The sequence below is a fragment of the Sphingobacterium sp. SGR-19 genome (assembly GCF_011043555.1).
GTDB lineage: Bacteria > Bacteroidota > Bacteroidia > Sphingobacteriales > Sphingobacteriaceae > Sphingobacterium.
On the sequence record NZ_JAAKGS010000001.1, the window covers coordinates 420,187 to 437,639 of the forward strand.

A 17,453-nucleotide genomic window follows, 5' to 3' on the forward strand; every position below is an offset into this window, starting at 1 on the left:
AATAGATAGCTTCTATAGGATATAAAAAAATCCCGACAGAATTTGCCGGGATTATATTATTTGCACGTAATACGATTAAAGCTTACGTTTAACTTCTACCTGTTCGTAGGCTTCCACAATATCACCCACTTGTATATCATTAAAGCGATCGATATTCAATCCACATTCATATCCTTGTGATACTTCTTTGACATCGTCTTTAAAACGTTTCAATGAAGCCAATTTACCTGTATGGATGACAACGCCATCACGAATAACACGAATATCGTTGTTACGGTTTATTTTACCTTCTCGAACCATACATCCGGCGATGGTACCCACTTTAGATATTTTGAATGTCTCACGGATTTCGACTTCGGCCACAATTTTCTCTTCGAATTTCGGAGCCAACATACCTTCCATTGCGGACTTCAATTCTTCGATTGCATCATAAATAATAGAATACAAACGAATATCGATTTGTTCGTGTTCTGCTAACTTCTTAGCACCTTGTGTCGGGCGCACCTGGAAACCAATGATGATGGCATCTGAAGCAGACGCCAATAATACGTCAGACTCGGAAATAGCTCCCACTGATTTGTGGATGATATTTACCTGAATTTCGTCAGTCGACAGTTTCAATAAGGAGTCGGACAAAGCTTCAATCGAACCATCCACATCACCTTTAACGATAACATTCAATTCTTTAAAGTTACCGATAGCTAAACGGCGTCCAATCTCATCCAATGTAATATGTTTAGTAGCACGCATACCTTGCTCACGTTGCAATTGTAAACGTTTATTGGCTACTTGACGCGCTTCAGATTCGCTTTCCATTACATAGAGCTTATCTCCCGCGGTCGGTGCACCAGACATACCTAAGATCTGTACCGGTACGGATGGCCCTGCTTCCTTCACACGTTCACCACGCTCATTCGTCAACGCTTTCACCTTACCTGAATGTGAACCTGCAAGGATTGGGTCCCCGATACGTAGTGTACCCGCTTGTATCAATACTGTCGTAACGATACCTCTACCTTTATCTAGGGCTGATTCGATCACGGAACCGACTGCACGCTTTGTAGGGTCCGCTTTTAATTCCAGCAATTCCGCCTCTAGAACAACTTTCTCTAATAATAAGTCAACGTTTTCTCCAGTCTTCGCTGATATTTCCTGCGCCTGATACTTACCACCCCAGTCCTCCACTAAGATGTTCATACCAGATAATTGCTCACGTATTCTATCTGCGTTAGCACCAGGTTTATCGACTTTGGTAAAGGCAAATACGATCGGAACACCAGCTGCTTGCGCATGATTAATGGCCTCTTTTGTTTGTGGCATGACCGCATCATCCGCAGCGATTACGATGATGACGATATCGGTCACTTTTGCACCACGCGCACGCATAGCCGTAAATGCCTCGTGTCCTGGAGTATCTAAAAACGTAACTTTACGTCCATCTTCCAGCTTTACAGCATACGCCCCGATGTGCTGCGTAATACCTCCCGCCTCACCTTTCGTTACATTTGCCTTACGGATATAATCCAATAGCGACGTCTTACCGTGGTCGACGTGTCCCATTACCGTTACAATCGGTGCACGAGGGATTAAATTCGCCTCGTTATCCAGCTCTTCTAGTTCTGTAACTTCTTCATCCTCTGGCTTAATAAACTCTACTTGATAACCAAACTCTTCAGCAACGATCGATAAAGTTTCTGCATCTAAACGTTGATTTATCGACACAAACATCCCCAAGCTCATACAGGTCGAGATGACTTGTGTTACTTGCACGTCCATTAAATTCGCCAATTCGTTCGCTGTTACAAATTCCGTAACGCGTAGAATTTTAGACTGCGCAGCTTCTTCCATCGCTGCCTCTTCAGCCGAAAGTGCTATATCATCACGTTTTTGCCTCCGCAATTTGGCGCGCTGCGCAAATTTGCCTGATTTACCAGCACCACTTAGACGAGCCAACGTTGCCTTAATTTGGTCTTGGATTTCTTTTTCTGAAGGTTCTTCTTTCGGTGTTTCTTGATGGCGTCCTTTTCCGCGGTGGTCATGGCGTCCTTTCCCGTGTCCGTGTTGTTGGCTTCCTTGACCTTGTTTATGATGACCGCCCGCATGCTGCCCGGTGCCTTTATTGAAGCCTCCGCCGCTGCTACGGTTAGCGTTCCCTTCATTTCCACCTCTTTGTCCTTCTGCAGCATTTGGATTGACAGGTGTGTTCTTATTCGAACGCTTGCGTTTGCGCTTATTGTCATTGCTGTGTGAGGGACCAGAGGATGATGCGATAGGTTTACGCTCCACAGGTAGTTGGATTTTACCAACTACTTTTGGTCCACTTAGTGTCTCCGAACGTGCACGTATTACATCTTTATGAGATTCTTCAGAGGCGGTAGGTTTTCGCTCTTCTTTTACCGGAGGTTTAATTTCTTCAGTTTCTTTATTCATGTTGGCCGCAGGCTCTGCTTTTGTTTCTTGTTTTTGTTCCTCTTTTAGCTGCAGTTCCTCCTTATCCTCTTCTTTCTTAGGTTTGATTTCCTGCTTAGGTGTCTCAGCTTTAGGCTGTTCCGCTGCAACAGGCTTAACCTCCTCTTTCTCTACCTCCTGTTCAACAGGCTTGGTTTCTGATGCCTCTATCTTAGGAGAAGTTTCTTGCACTACTTCCTCATTTTCGGATTCTTTCTTAGGTTTGCCACGTTTAAGACTGTCTAAATCTATCTTTCCAACGACTTTTAACGGGCTAGAACTCTCCTCTTTCTCTTTCGCTACGGGTTTTTCCTCTACAGGCTGTATAGGCTCCACTGCGGGAGTCAAGCCGGCATCTTTAATTAGAACTTCCTTAGACGCTGTATTGTCTTCTTCTTCTTGAATATCTTCTCTAGACTCCGCAGGATTCACTCCACCTGTTCCAGCAGCTGACTCGTCACGACGAATTTTACCGATAACAATCTGTTTCGCTTCGTCTTTTACGATTTTGTCTCCTTGAAATTCTTTTAGAAGGACAGTATACATGTCTGGAGACAACTTAGTGCTAGGCTTCGATTCGACATCAAACCCTTTCTTCACCAAGAAGTCAACAGCCGTACCTATCCCAATGTTAAGTTCTTTTGCTGCCTTTAGCAAGTTTATGCTTTTTCCTTCTGTCATCTATTATTTACCTTCTATAATTTTAATACTACAAAAATATGTTTTTTTACACTGAAAAAACAATTTCAGCTCAATTGTTTTTTCAGTATACGGATGCGATGAAACCCTTATTCAAACTCGGATTCGAGGATACGGAGAATCTCCTGTATTGTATCCTCTTCTAAGTCGGTACGTCTCACCAGTTCTGCTTCTGTCAATGCTAGAACTGATTTCGCTGTATCAAGCCCAACGCGTTTCAATTCATCGATAATCCAGCTATCGATTTCATCTGCAAATTCTTCGATGTCCACATCCTCTTCTACTTCATCATTTTCTCTGTACACATCAATTTCATAACCGGTCAATTTACCAGCAAGTTTAATGTTATGCCCACCTCGACCAATAGCCAAAGATACCTGATCCGGTTTAAGGTAGACGGCCGCCGTCTTGTTTTCATCATCAATTTTAATCGAAGAGATACGTGCTGGACTTAAAGCGCGTGTGATATATAACGTATTATTTGATGTATAGTTTATTACGTCGATATTTTCATTGCGCAGTTCCCTAACAATACCGTGTATGCGGGACCCCTTCATACCCACACAAGCACCTACAGGATCTATACGGTCATCGTAAGATTCCACAGCAACTTTTGCTCTTTCTCCTGGCTCACGAACGATCTTCTTAATGGTGATGAGCCCATCAAAAATTTCAGGCACTTCCAATTCAAATAAACGTTGCAAAAATTCAGGAGCGGTACGTGAAATGATGATTTTTGGATTACTATTCATCATATCAACTTTGAATACCACAGCACGGATGCTATCGCCTTTTTTGAAATAGTCGGCCGGGATCTGCTCGGTTTTGGGAAGGATCAATTCGTTTCCGTCCTCATCCAGCACCAAAATTTCTTTTTTCCAGATCTGGTAAACCTCTCCTATCACCAGTTCCCCTTCACGATCTTTATATTTCTTAAAGACTTCGTCTTTTTCCAGTTCTAATATTTTCGAAACCAACGTCTGGCGTGCTGCCAAAATAGCCCGTCTACCGAAGCTCTCCAACGTGATTTGCTCAATATATTCGTCGCCAACCTCTAAATCTGGATCGTATTGGTGTACGTCCGACAACTCGATTTCCAAATCGTCATCTTCAGAAAATCCATCTTCCATTACCACACGTGTTCTCCAAATCTCCAAGTCCCCGTTATCTGGGTTTACAATCACATCTACGTTCTCATCTGTTCCAAAACGCTTGCGTATCATGCTACGGAACACCTCTTCCAATACCGTAATGACGGTCGGGCGATCGATATTTTTAAATTCCTTGAACTCTTGGAAAGAGTCGATCAAATTGATATTGCTGCTCATTTTTTATTTAAATGAAATTAACACCTTTGTTTCTGTTATGCTATCTAAAGGAATCTCAGCTTCTGCTACGATAGCTTTTTTCCCCTTTTCTTTTTTTACTTCTTCTATTACGATGCTTTTATCGGTCACCGCAATCAGTTTGCCTTCTCTTTTCTCGCCCTCTAAGCCCTTTATCCGAACGCTTCGTCCAATATTCTTTTGATATTGCCTATTTAACAACAATGGAGTATCGATCCCCGGTGAAGAAACTTCTAAACGATAGGCCCGATCGATCGCGTCTTCTTCTTCTAAATGGTAGCCCACATGACGGCTAATTTGGACACAATCCTCAATCGCTATTCCACCGTCGCCGTCCATCAATATCTCCAGAAGGCCATTATTGTGCATTTTAATTTTCACAATAAACAAATCCGCCCGGTCAGCAATCTTCTCTTCTATTAGTTCGCGTACTCTTTCTTCTATTTGCATACCCTATTTCGATAGGTAAATTAAACATTTCAATAAGTGAATTAAAAAAGGGGGCATACCATGCCCCCTCTTATTCAGATTGTACAAATATACGCACATTATTTTAAATAAACAAATGGATTTATTTGTTATCGACTACTGATTTTATTGTTTTTTGCATCTGCGCCATCATGGAGGTCAACGTTTCCATCGTAGGCTCTGGACTTGGCTCCGGAAGCTCTGTGCTGATAAATGCTTTAGCCTTCCACACTTCGATGATATCCTCGGCATGAACCCAATACGGTTCATATGTTTTGTTATCAGAAACCAACTTCAATCCTTTTTCCTCTTTAAACTTGTACGCTACACGTTTATATACCACACCGTCCTCTTTAGACACTACGACATATGTTTGACTGGGCTTTATGTCATGCCAATTTTCGATGTACTCTCCAATAATAATACTTCCCGACGGCAGCGGCAACATGGAATCACCTTTAATCTCGAATGCGCGGTAAGTTCCTTGATTAAACATCGGAAGCGAAAATTTAGGCAATTCCGCAACATATTCCGGATCCCCATATCCGTTTAAATAACCTGCACTAGCTTTTACGGGTACTAATTCAATATTCTCTCTTTCATTTCCGTCCACGGTAATACTCAGTACACGCAAGTTTGATGCATTACTTTTAGGTTGCGGCCTCCAGTTTTCGTTTATAACATCATTCGCCAGCTCGTCCATGGTAAGATCATAGAACTGCGCTATTTTTCTTAGCAGCTCATACTTTGGTTCGGCACGATCCTCTTCATAAGCACCGACAGACGCTCTTTTTATCTCTAACGCATCAGCAAATTGCTGCTGCGTTAAACCTTTTTTCTTTCTTAAAAACTTAAGATTTGATGCGATATTTGACATATTTTTCTCAAAAATTTTTTCTTACTAAAATAATTAGTATTATTGTGCCAATAAAATTAGTAATTAATATTCAAACAACCAAATTTATTAGTACACAAACATTACTTAACGCATGGAATCACATATTGTATATATTATTACAGACAGCAACCGAGCATATTTGGAAGTTGGGTATTGCACCGATATGTCTACTCAATTACAAGAAATAAATCATACATCCTCTACCTTATTTGGCAGCTCGCCTAAACTAAGAAACGTGGTTTATATAGAGGTATTTGAAAAAAAAGAAAAGGCACTTTCCTATCATAGCACATTACGCCACTTCACGCGGATGCAGCGGGAAAAATTAATTCGTCTAAAAAATCCCAATTGGCTTAATCTTCATGCTTCTCCATCACACACAAATAGGCCGGACAATAAAAAGGTCGCTGTTTATGCTTAAAACAAAACAGCGACCTTCACAACCTTACCTTAAATACACTAATCTACCTCCACATCTTATTATTGGACTACCAGCCCGGCATGAAGTTTAATCCAAACGTACCGAATTTCGTCCTTGACGATACAAACGGTATCGCATAATAAGGCTCAAGGATCATGGCTCCAAAAAGATTTACTCGCATAGATATACCCGCACTGAATACCGGCACGCGATAGTTGGGATCATAAACAGATTCTCCTGGAATAAGATTTCCATTTTGATCTTTTGCAGGTACTGTCGGTTTTTTGTCCAGATTACTCACAATTTTATTGCCACTATTCCACGCTAATCCTGCATCAAAGAAGAGGTTCAGGTCGGAAAACAACAAACCGGATTTTACCACAGCGAGTTGCTCAGGACCAGTAAACGGCAAGCGTACTTCAAAGTTACCCACTAATACCCTAGATCCCATCAGGTCATCAAAAGAAATATTTCCGACGCGGTCACGGCTTAGATTGTCGTAGCCCCGCACGAAAAAGGGATAACCGATATAGTTGCCGCGCAAGCGATTCTCATCACCACCCGAACGAATATAAGAATAGGCACGAACAGCTAAGGTTACCGGTTTAAAGCGTACGTAACGCCGTAGATCCACATTATACGCGCGCATGTTTAGATCACCGAAATATTGCCCCGCCGATACGCGATAACGAAACCCCTGTATTGGCGATGTTAAACCAAATACGGAATTATCACCCACAAAAGCAGTACTGAGCTGCTGCATAACGAGTGGATCCAGACGAAAACCCAATAAATCCATTGCTTCCTCATTCGATAATCTTTGGCGATCTACGAAACCGAAACTGAAATAACTTTGACGCCATTTTTCCACGCTATAACCGTAGCGTGCCAGCGCACCACCTATTTCGAAGCGGTGATGCTTATTAAATGGATAGGCCACGAAAGCATCGAGCTGTGTCTCAAATTGGCGGATAATATAATCGCTTAGCACCAGTTCTTCTCCTCTACCCAGATCGTCCATTTCATAAGCCCGAAACCCGCTGCGATAAGGAATGTGTGAAAACGAACCGCCCCAGTTCCAACGGCTTCGCTGATTTACGTAAGCTACCTGTCCACCAAAATCCTGTACTTCCCCATTTATATTCAAGGTCGAGTAAATTTGGTTATAACCAAGGATGTCCGAAAAAATGCCGAAAATACCACCCGCCATCCCCGCTCCATAGCGCGTGCCCACGGTCATACCTACGCCCGAATTGGCTAGGTAATCGAGCTTAAACTTCGAACGATAAGGTACAGGCCGTATCAGTGCGGTATCGATTCGACGATAGGAATTGAAGTTCTGCAGATTTGTATTAACAATGTTAACCCCACGATCTATATTCGGCGGCAACATGGCAGCTGTAAAGTCGGAAGCGCTGGCATCAATCACTTCCGGCTCGAAGTCTGAGGCATTTGCTTTATAAATACTGTACTGATTACCTTTGAAATAAGAGTACACAATATCATTTTTGCCGGATATACTCATTGCAGGGGAATATTCTGTAATACCGCTAATTCCCGTAAAGTAATCTGTAAGCCGCTCTACTATGGCTCCATTCAGTGCGTAACGGAACATATTACGGTACCCATCGCCATTGGACAGGAAATAAATATACTTACCATCGCCCGAGAAATGCGGATTTAAATTATTTGCTCCCGGAAAAATATCGATCGTGGTTACTTCCTTTGTCATGACATCAACCAGCGCCATTCCCATAGGAATATCAACTGAACGAGAAGCACTCTCCAACGACATTCTGTCCGTGCTGAAAACAATCATTTTTCCGTCAGGAGAAAAACTTGGCTGGAAATCGGAATACTTGTCATTCGTTAATTGCGTCAGTTCTTTTGTCTTGAAATTAAATATATATATATCGCTCTGCCCCTCTTTCAATCCCGAAAAAGCTACACGGTCGCCGTCGGGAGCAAAGCTGATGTTTGTAAATTCTACGATATCCCCCATTGCTTCGAGCGCAACCGGTCTTCCCGTTTGTATATCAATGATCATCAATTTGTTTTTGCCCTCACTAAATACGCTGAAAGCAAAATATCGGCTATCGGCAGAAAAATCACCCGCCGACTCCAGATAACTAAACTCATCTATATCTTTATTGGTGGTCCGGCTTCCCAATTTCCGCAGGATCTTGCCCGTATGGGCATCCGCCAAAAAAAGATCAATACCGAAAAGATCTTTTTCCGACATAAACGCGACGAAGCGTCCGTCAGGCGAAATCGCCGGTGCTACGTTCATACGGCCACCGTTGACGGAAGTAATTAAAGCCTGGCCAATAGGACGAGAGGTGGTATCTTTATTTAACGCTTTAAAGGTAGACTCCATCGTGTTTCGCCATAAAGTCGACATGGTCTGCGCGTCGTAACCGAAAACGCGACGTATGCCCATTTCGTAGCCGTATTTCGCTGTCTCCATAAACATAGGCATAATGACAGTATCCCCATAGGTGGCCCCGATAAACGCCAAAAATGCTTGGCCATAACGGTACGGGAAATAGTTATAGGATTGCTCTGTCAGTTGCTTTAACGAGGGGATATCGTTACGGGCATAGGCATCCCGCATCCACATTGCTGTAAATGCGTCTTTTTTTCCGATGGAAAGATACTCCGCCATCCCTTCTACCATCCACAAAGGAATATTTCCCACATTTTCCAAACGGGTGGTATCTCTTCCCTCCATCAACATACGGAACTGGAACGCGTGAACCATCTCGTGTCCCAGTACGTGCCTGGTCTGATGGTTAATTTGCATAATCGGCATCACTACGCGCTGCTTAAACGCTTCTGTCACCCCACCCGTACCAACAGATATTTCTCCGGATATGGCAGTCGTTTGTTGAAATTCGGGGTGATTGCTATAGATAATAAGTGGATTTTTACGCAGAAATGTGTCTTGAAACACTTGTTGGTGCATATTGTACCATACTTCAGATTCTTTGGCCAACCAAGTTATCACACTGTCGTTGTTAAGATAACTATACATTTCAAAATGAGGGGTTTGCTTCACATTGAAATCTAACTTCTTATAGCGCATTTTATTCTGTCCAAAATATTGTGCAGACGCTATATTTGGCACAACTAACAGTAAAAACATCCCCACGACTAGCTGTTGGATGCTCGCTAAACCACATGTGTCTTTTATGCTCATAATTAACGATTAGTCTCTTTCAAAAATACAAATTATCTTTCTATTTCGTCTGTTTCTGTCCTTTCTTGTTCTTCCACTTCCGGCAAGGGCAGTGTTAACAGACTTTCCGGATTTTCGTTTTCTGTATCTAATTCCACTGCCGTACTATCACTTGGTATCTCGATTCGTATCCGCGGACTCGGACAATTATATTTTTTCTTAATCTCTACCTTAGGATCCGGGAATTTACCTTTTGTAACACCTAGTTCCGGCCGCTTGTACAGCTCCTCCATGAACGTTGCGTAAATAGGCAAAGCCGTTTTAGAACCCTCCCCCGTCTGCGAATTTTTAAAGCGAATGCTTTGCTCATCACAGCCTACCCAAACACCGGCAACTAAGTCTTTTGTCACGCCCATATACCATCCATCAACGTAATCAGAGGAGGTTCCTGTTTTCCCTCCAATCTGATTTTCATCACCGAAAAGATCCCATTCCCACAATGCTTGCGAAGTTCCCTGCGGTTCTTCGATTGTGCCACGTAGCATATACGTCATTAACCAAGCGTTCTCTGGATCCACAACTTGTTTTTCTTTCGTTTTGAAAGATGCTATTCGGTGCCCTTCACTATCGTAGATCTCTGAAACGAGAACCGGTTCCACCCTTTTGCCCGCATTCATGAAAGTGGCATAAGCATTCACCATTTCAAAAACAGATACGTCATTTGAACCCAATCCTACAGAAGGCACGGATTCCAAATGACTCACGATACCACAGCGATGCGCTGTTTCCACAATTTTGTCCCAACCAACATCCTTTGTTATCTGTGCCGTTATTGTATTTAAAGAACGAGCCATCGCCCAACGAAGCGACATATTACGATAAGAAAAACTCCAATCGGCATTTTTGGGCTCCCAGACCTCTTTTTCTCCCTGCTTATTGACAAAATCCAATCGAACGGGCTTGTCTTCATACTTATCACAAGGCTCCATACCATGCTCAAGCGCCGTGAGATAGACAAAAGGCTTAAAGGTGGAACCTGCTTGTCGTTTTGCCTGATTTACGTGATCAAATTTATAATAACGGTGGTTAATACCTCCTACCCACACTTTAATTTTCCCATTATATGGATCCATTGCCATGACGCCTGTGTTCAGCATACTCACGTAATGTTTTAACGAGTCCATCGTAGACATCTCTACTTCCTTATCACCTTCCCACGTAAAAATTGTCATTTTCTTTGGCTCTCTCATCCTTTGGAATACTTTCTCTTCGTCATCGTTATACTGTTTCATTAACGATATAAATACCGGCAATCTTCTAGCCTTATCTTCCAGAAAACCAGGAATTACAGCACCACTTTTATCCCGCCACGGTTCCTCGTTTCTCCATGCATTGTCTAGACGTTTTTGCAATCCTTCCATCTGTTTAGATACCGTTTCTTCCGCCAATTGCTGCATGCGGGAATCGATTGTTGTATAGATCTTTAAACCAGCTGTGTAAATATCTATATCATGTTCCTGACTCCATTTTTCAAGCCATTTTTCCACAGCCGCCCGTAGATATGAATCATTCGTTCCACCTCGCTCTGGATTATTCACATTCAATGCTAATGGTTCCTTGGAAAAGGAAATATATTGTTCTTCACTAATATACCCCTCCTTTTGCATCTGCCTTAGAACAACATTCCTACGCTCTTTTGATTTATCTGGGTTGCGGATAGGGTTATAAAGGGTCGTTCCTTTCAACATTCCGATCAGTACAGCTGCCTCCACAGCCGATAATCGATTGGGTTGTTTATTGAAATATCGCAAAGAAGCAGATTTAATACCGTAAGCGTTATTACTAAACGAGACGGTATTTAGATACATTGCGATAATCTCATTTTTTTCATATCTGCTTTCCAATTTATAAGCGGTCATCCACTCTTTAAATTTTGTTACGCCCAGACGTGCTCCGGGAATGCGGCCAAGCAAACCTTGGGACTGGTTATATCGTGTTCGATATAGGTTCTTTGCAAGTTGTTGCGTGATAGTACTTCCTCCCCGCTTGTCCCCCCTCAATGTAGATATAACACTAGAAAACAGCCCTATAAAATCTACCCCCTTATGTTTGTAGAAACGAACATCTTCTGTTGCAATAAGCGCATTTAATATATTTTCTGAAATACTATCATAACCAACCGGATCCCTATCCTCCTCAAAATATCGACCTATCAGAACGGAGTCTGCAGTATATAACTCCGACGAAATATGGAGTGTTGGCAGAACAATGTCTTTTTTTGTAGGGGAATACCCAAATAGCCATAAGAAATTTAGCTGAACAGCACATACCAATACAATAAGGCTATAAACCGCTATCAACAGGTAACGGACGACTTTGTTTTTAACCCTTTTAAACATATCGTAAATATGGAAATTGTTTTTCTAAAAACAACGAGGCAAGGCAAAAAAACAGGTTATGGTTTCGGTAATTAACGTATTTTAACGTTTGACGTATACGCGTACATTTCACATTGATAACGAAACTTCCCCTCAATAATTATACCTATTTTAGATGTACGCGATACCGCACACTTTAGTTTTCTGATTTATTTAAGTATTTTTACCCTGCAAAAGAAGCTAAAACATGTTAAAACAGACATTACAGCAAAAATTATTACAGAAACTCTCCCCGCAACAAATTCAATTTATAAAACTGTTGCAGGTGCCAACCGTTTCTCTTGATGCTCGCATCAAAGAGGAATTAGAGGAAAACCCTGCTTTAGAGGACGGGAGTTTAACTAATATGAATGATCCAGTTGAGGAATATCCAGACCATGATCCCGACGATAATTTCGAAAATCAGGATAACGATTTTGACGAGGAGTTTAATGTAGACGAATATATACAGGAAGAGGACTATAACGACTATTCAACCAATTATGGAAGCGATGACGATGACGATAGAAAAGAGATTCCGATAGCTATTCAAGATTCATTCTTCGAGTCTTTACAAAACCAACTGGATTTACTTGCTTTATCGGATAAAGATTACCTCATCGGACAACAGATTATCGGTAGTTTGGATGACGACGGCTATTTAAGACGTCCCATCGTGTCATTGATCGACGACCTCGCTTTTTCACAAAATGTAATTGCAGAAGAAGTAGAAGTCGAGGCTATACTAAAGGTAATCCAAGATTTTGAACCTGCTGGTATCGGTGCACGAGATTTGCAAGAATGTTTACTTATACAATTACGTAAAAAGGATCAAAATAATCCTATTATTAGTCAGGCCATTAAAGTTGTTGAGAATTATCTCGACGAATTTACTAAAAAGCATTATGACAAGATAGAGAGGCAATTGGGAGTAAATTCAGAAGAGCTTAAAGATATTATCAACGAAATTCTCAAATTAAATCCCAAACCAGGCGATTCCGGCGCTTCGGCAGGCAAACAGCTTCATATTATCCCGGATTTCCATATCATGAACAATGACGGTACGCTTCATCTAACGCTCAACGGAAGAAACGCTCCTGAGTTACGCGTTTCCCGCTCCTACCAGGAAATGTTTGCACACTACGAAAAAGCGGAAAAGACGGATAAAAAGATGAAAGAGGCCGTACAGTTTGTCAAACAAAAACTGGATTCTGCCAAGTGGTTTATAGACGCAATAAAGCAGCGGCAACAGACGCTATTGAAGACCATGAATGCTATTATGGAATACCAATACGATTATTTTCTCACGGGCGATGAACGTCTTCTTAAGCCCATGATATTAAAGGATATAGCAGACAAGATCGAAATGGATATTTCAACTGTATCACGTGTTGCCAATTCCAAATACGTGCAGACGGAATTTGGAACTTTTTTATTAAAATCGTTCTTCTCTGAAGCCATCCAAACGGATTCAGGTGAAGAGGTTTCCAATAAAGAAGTAAAGAAAATATTAGAAGAATGTATCGCCAATGAGGATAAACGCAAACCGTTAGCGGACGAAAAATTGACAGAGATTTTAAAAGACAAGGGATACACCATTGCCAGACGAACCGTTGCCAAATACCGGGAGGCGATGAACATCCCAGTGGCAAGATTGAGAAAGGAGCTTTAAGCTCTCTTTTAGTGGATACCAGTTTATTTGCAACAATTTCTGTTGCTTGTTGTTAATATGGTAAAAAGCTTATGGGCGCTTATACAGCGGAGAAAACAGACAGAAATAGGCACTTAGCGGTATTTCCCAAGAACAAGGAAATACCCAAGGTTATCGAGCAATCAGCCATCAAGGCTTTATCCCACTTCCCGGAACTTGAACATACCCACATTCGATTTAGGTTTACCCCAAAACTAAAGAGGTCTGTAATGGCGGCACGCCCGGTAGTAAGCACACTCCTGCAATCCCGCGATAAACGAGTATATGATATTTTAATCAGTCCGGTATTTAAGCTTACGCAAAGTATCGAACCCATCCACCATTTACCGGCGGATGTGTTGATTGGATGGCTTGGCCACGAATTAGGTCATGTTATGGATTACGAACGGCGAACCGTATGGGGCATAGCGAAATTTGGTTTGCTGTATTGGTTATCCAGAAGATATGTGCGTAAAGTGGAACGTATAGCGGACATCTTTGCCGTTAATAGCGGTATGTCCTCGTATATCCTGTCAACCAAGGAATTCATCCTTGGACATAGCGAATTATCTTCCCGCTATAAAGAAAAAATTGTCCGTCTTTACCTTTCTCCGGATGATATCGTTGAACTGGTTTCGGAAATGGAAAGGAAAACGCAACCCGAAAAAGAGGAACTTTTAGCCGATGAAACGGCTTTATATAAAAGAACACAAGATAAAGATAAATAATCTGTTATAACATTTAAAGCCTAGCTATAAATGCTTCAAATGTTTCGAAATCTTCTTCGCTCATCACACGTGGTATTTTGGTTTGTCCACCTAACTTTTTATTATGCTCACTCCAGCGATGAAAGTGCGTTATGGGTATGATTTCCACTTCGATGCCGTCGAGTGTTTGTCGTCTCGCAACGGTATAGTTTTTATTGTTTGCCTGCAACGCAGCGTCAAGTGCTTTGGTAATTTCCGTCGACGCCGGAAATGCCCGGTCTGCTCCCAGATACCACTTGTTAATATACCGTTCGCCCCGACGAACAGATGCCACGGTAAACTCGCGGATTGCCAAACCAAACTGTTCTTGCAATTTCTGGATGGCCTGGTTCATCTGGTGCACTGACAGTTGTTCGCCAACCACATTGAGGAAATGCTTTGTACGCCCACTGATAATGATTTCTGCCCGCTCTTTATCTGTTACCATAACCGTGTCTCCTATTACATAGCGCCAAGCACCGGAAACTGTAGAAATTAACAATACGTATTCTACCCCTTCTTCTACCTCTTGAATCGTCAGCGTAGGTGCTTGTTGCGTTACACATCCATCCTCATCCATATTTTCGGAAGTGAAAGGAACAAACTCGAAGAAGACGCCATTGTCGGTAATAAGCGCCATTGCATCGGTATCTGGACGCTTTTGGGTGGCTAAATAACCTTCCGACGCTAGATAGGTGTCGATATAAATCATAGGCTTCGCAAATAATTTTTCAAAACTCTTACGGTACGGGCCAAACGCCACGCCGCCAGTACTATATACCTGTAGATTGGGCCAAATGTCATGAATGGTGTCCGCCTTATTTTGGCGAATAATTTCTTTAATCAGGATTTCTGACCATGAGGGAATACCGGTCATGCTTCCTATATCCCATTTCTTTGCCGCACGGGCTATTTTACGCACGCGCTCGTCCCATTCCCTGCTATCTGCTATTTTCCTGCCGGGTTTATAGAATCTTCGAAACCATAACGGTAAATTAGCCGCTGATATACCACTAATTTCGCCTTCCAGAAATCCATTATGCTCCACAAGCTTCGTGCTACTACCCAACATCATGATGTCCTTTTCAAAAAAATCTCCTGGAAGATCAAAGTTCTTCAAACTCAATATCTGGTGTATACCCGCCTTTTTAATAGAATTCAACATATCATCCGTTACCGGAATGGCTTTGCTATTGCTAGTCGTCCCACTACTCATGGCGAAATAACGTTGCCCTCCAGGCCATGTCACGTTCTCATGCCCCTCATGCAGATAATGCCACCATTCTGCATGGAGTTTATCATAGTCGAAAATGGGAACTACGCGTTGGAAATGTTTTACAGGGTCTATATCCGCAAGGATATTACTGAAATCATACGTTCTGCCAAAAGCGGTATATTTTGCTACATCTAGCATATCCAGCAAGACTTGCTTCTGGGCTTCCCAAGGTGTAGAGTCCTTATTGATCAAGCCGTTCACATCAATTACCCTTTTAATAATTTCTCCAATAATCGCCATAATATGTCTGCTCTTCTTTATCGTATAATAAGAGAATAAATGTCCGTGAAAATTGTTTTTGAAATCGTAGAATATTCTTCCCCTTCAAACTATTTATTATCTTGCGCCGGCAAATAAAATGATAGTCATTAGTATGCATTCGTGGCACATATAACAGAAGATTCAATTAAACAAAAAGCCATCCGCTATTTGTTAGCGGGTATTGCTGCTCTCGCTGTAGTGCATGCATTAGGTAGATTTTCATTCACGCCCTTATTGCCATATTTTATCAGCGATAGTATGTTGACCATCACACAAGGTGCTGATTTGGCAACTATAAACTATTTTGGCTATCTAATTGGAGCACTACTTGCGGTACGATACTCCAAACCAAAGTTTATCAAGAAGTACTTATTGATTGGTTTAGTGGGAAATGTACTAATCACCACATTTCAATGTTTTATTTCGCACTTTGATTTGTTGCTGCTATTACGATTTCTAAACGGAGTTACCAATGGAATTGTGTTTGTTTTAGCCCCGGCTTTACTGTTGGAGTGGTTCATCATGAACAACAAACCTCAATTAAGTGGTTTAGTATATTTTGGTGTGGCTGGCGGGTTATTGGCAGGCGGGTTATTAGTGGATTCGACAGCAACTTTTTTTCAAGCGGAACATCGTTGGATTCCAATAGGTATTGCCTCCTTATTATTAGCAACTTACAGCATCACACAGTTTGTAAAGGTTCAAGTAGAAAGACCCGACTATAAAGACAAATACCAACGACCGACACAAAATAGTGCACTTTTCGACCGACGAAGCACACCACTATTTCTTTCTTATATCGGCGCCGGCCTAGGCTATATCTTACCTATGACTTTTCTTCCTACGCTCGCCCACGACACGATGTCAGAGGATAGTATATGGATAAAAAATGTCTGGGCTATCACGTCCCTTTCATGCTTGATTTCCATCCCTATATGGAACTGGATCGGGCATCGATTCGGAGACCGATTTGCTCTGATCTATACATATATATTGCAAGCGCTGGGAGTAGCCACCGTATTGCTAATCCCAGCGGGAACCGGCGTAATCGCGTGCGCAATTTTAGTAGGTAGTGGATTTTTAGGATCAGTTATGTGTACGCAACGATTAGCAAGGCGTTTTCAACCACATCAGGGACCGAGATTGTCCGCTGCGCTTATTGCCATTTACGCCGGATCACAATTAATAGGCCCGTGGCTTGCTAAGTTGTGGATCGAGTATGGAGGTACTTTACTCCAAAGCTTTGCCGTAGGGCTGGGAGCTTTCATCTGGGGATTATTCTGGACATGGCGGACACCCAAAACGTAAAATTATCTGTAAACACCTAAAATATTCATTTTGCAGATCTTCTTCCGGTTTCGTCTATAGTATATCATCCGTATATTTAAATTATATATCAATAGGATATTAACAGGGGGTTAGTAGGGGTTTAACAGGGGGTTAATATAGATGTTATCCCTATTAATCCCCTTTAGTCCCCTTATAGAATCGCAGCTAAGTAATAACACGGTGATATGGAGATAATTCCAATTCCCGAATAACTTATTAAATAAGCCGAGCTTGGTTATTTAGGATTATTCTCAAAAGAACCTTTTTATCAAAGTA

Annotated in this window: 11 protein-coding genes; 4 read left to right on the plus strand and 7 right to left on the minus strand. The window is 41.8% G+C overall.

What is annotated here, in order from left to right; translation table 11 throughout:
- Positions 1-75 precede the first annotated feature (75 nt).
- The 4 genes from infB to G5B43_RS01965 all read right to left on the minus strand — a co-directional run bounded on the left by infB (position 76) and on the right by G5B43_RS01965 (position 5,838).
- Positions 76-3,129, minus strand: coding sequence for a translation initiation factor IF-2 (gene infB / locus G5B43_RS01950; protein WP_165293023.1), 3,054 nt, complete (start codon positions 3,127-3,129; stop codon positions 76-78).
- A 107-nt stretch (positions 3,130-3,236) separates the two neighbouring features.
- The gene (gene nusA / locus G5B43_RS01955; RefSeq protein WP_165293024.1) at positions 3,237-4,475 is read right to left on the minus strand and encodes a transcription termination factor NusA; all 1,239 of its coding nucleotides are present in this window, start codon (positions 4,473-4,475) and stop codon (positions 3,237-3,239) included.
- A gap of 3 nt (positions 4,476-4,478) precedes the next feature.
- Entirely contained in the window at positions 4,479-4,943 is a 465-nt protein-coding gene (gene rimP / locus G5B43_RS01960) for a ribosome assembly cofactor RimP (protein ID WP_165293025.1), read from the minus strand.
- A 121-nt stretch (positions 4,944-5,064) separates the two neighbouring features.
- Entirely contained in the window at positions 5,065-5,838 is a 774-nt protein-coding gene (locus tag G5B43_RS01965; protein ID WP_165293026.1) for an XRE family transcriptional regulator, read from the minus strand.
- 112 nt (positions 5,839-5,950) lie between these two features.
- Between G5B43_RS01965 and G5B43_RS01970 the strand changes: the two genes are divergently transcribed.
- On the plus strand, positions 5,951-6,280 hold the full coding sequence (locus tag G5B43_RS01970; protein WP_165293027.1) for a GIY-YIG nuclease family protein: 330 nt from the start codon (positions 5,951-5,953) through the stop codon (positions 6,278-6,280).
- A gap of 67 nt (positions 6,281-6,347) precedes the next feature.
- On the opposite strand, the gene G5B43_RS01975 is transcribed toward G5B43_RS01970, so the two are convergent.
- Together G5B43_RS01975 and G5B43_RS01980 are read right to left on the minus strand one after the other, a co-directional pair.
- Complete coding sequence (locus G5B43_RS01975; RefSeq protein WP_240904690.1) at positions 6,348-9,479, minus strand: DPP IV N-terminal domain-containing protein; 3,132 nt, start codon at positions 9,477-9,479, stop codon at positions 6,348-6,350.
- Between the two features lie 32 nt (positions 9,480-9,511).
- The gene (locus tag G5B43_RS01980; protein ID WP_165293028.1) at positions 9,512-11,857 is read right to left on the minus strand and encodes a transglycosylase domain-containing protein; all 2,346 of its coding nucleotides are present in this window, start codon (positions 11,855-11,857) and stop codon (positions 9,512-9,514) included.
- Positions 11,858-12,083: 226 nt separating this feature from the next.
- Here G5B43_RS01980 and rpoN point away from each other — a divergent pair, with 226 nt between their 5' ends.
- Entirely contained in the window at positions 12,084-13,547 is a 1,464-nt protein-coding gene (gene rpoN / locus G5B43_RS01985) for an RNA polymerase factor sigma-54 (RefSeq protein ID WP_165293029.1), read from the plus strand.
- Between the two features lie 71 nt (positions 13,548-13,618).
- Positions 13,619-14,293: a hypothetical protein gene (locus G5B43_RS01990; RefSeq protein WP_165293030.1), complete on the plus strand. Its 675-nt coding sequence runs from the start codon at positions 13,619-13,621 to the stop codon at positions 14,291-14,293.
- A 13-nt stretch (positions 14,294-14,306) separates the two neighbouring features.
- Here G5B43_RS01990 and G5B43_RS01995 read toward each other — a convergent pair whose 3' ends face one another.
- Positions 14,307-15,827: a GH3 auxin-responsive promoter family protein gene (locus tag G5B43_RS01995; RefSeq protein WP_165293031.1), complete on the minus strand. Its 1,521-nt coding sequence runs from the start codon at positions 15,825-15,827 to the stop codon at positions 14,307-14,309.
- A 141-nt stretch (positions 15,828-15,968) separates the two neighbouring features.
- On the opposite strand from G5B43_RS01995, the gene G5B43_RS02000 reads away from it, so the two are divergent.
- Complete coding sequence (locus tag G5B43_RS02000; RefSeq protein WP_165293032.1) at positions 15,969-17,156, plus strand: YbfB/YjiJ family MFS transporter; 1,188 nt, start codon at positions 15,969-15,971, stop codon at positions 17,154-17,156.
- The last annotated feature ends 297 nt before the right edge of the window (positions 17,157-17,453 follow it).

Bases quoted from the DNA above. Each gene is read 5' to 3' on its own strand.
- infB (WP_165293023.1), bottom strand. From the start codon at position 3,129: ATGACAGAAGGAAAAAGCATAAACTTGCTAAAGGCAGCAAAAGAACTT.
- nusA (WP_165293024.1), bottom strand. From the start codon at position 4,475: ATGAGCAGCAATATCAATTTGATCGACTCTTTCCAAGAGTTCAAGGAA.
- rimP (WP_165293025.1), bottom strand. From the start codon at position 4,943: ATGCAAATAGAAGAAAGAGTACGCGAACTAATAGAAGAGAAGATTGCT.
- G5B43_RS01965 (WP_165293026.1), bottom strand. From the start codon at position 5,838: ATGTCAAATATCGCATCAAATCTTAAGTTTTTAAGAAAGAAAAAAGGT.
- G5B43_RS01970 (WP_165293027.1), top strand. From the start codon at position 5,951: ATGGAATCACATATTGTATATATTATTACAGACAGCAACCGAGCATAT.
- G5B43_RS01975 (WP_240904690.1), bottom strand. From the start codon at position 9,479: ATGAGCATAAAAGACACATGTGGTTTAGCGAGCATCCAACAGCTAGTC.
- G5B43_RS01980 (WP_165293028.1), bottom strand. From the start codon at position 11,857: ATGTTTAAAAGGGTTAAAAACAAAGTCGTCCGTTACCTGTTGATAGCG.
- rpoN (WP_165293029.1), top strand. From the start codon at position 12,084: ATGTTAAAACAGACATTACAGCAAAAATTATTACAGAAACTCTCCCCG.
- G5B43_RS01990 (WP_165293030.1), top strand. From the start codon at position 13,619: ATGGGCGCTTATACAGCGGAGAAAACAGACAGAAATAGGCACTTAGCG.
- G5B43_RS01995 (WP_165293031.1), bottom strand. From the start codon at position 15,827: ATGGCGATTATTGGAGAAATTATTAAAAGGGTAATTGATGTGAACGGC.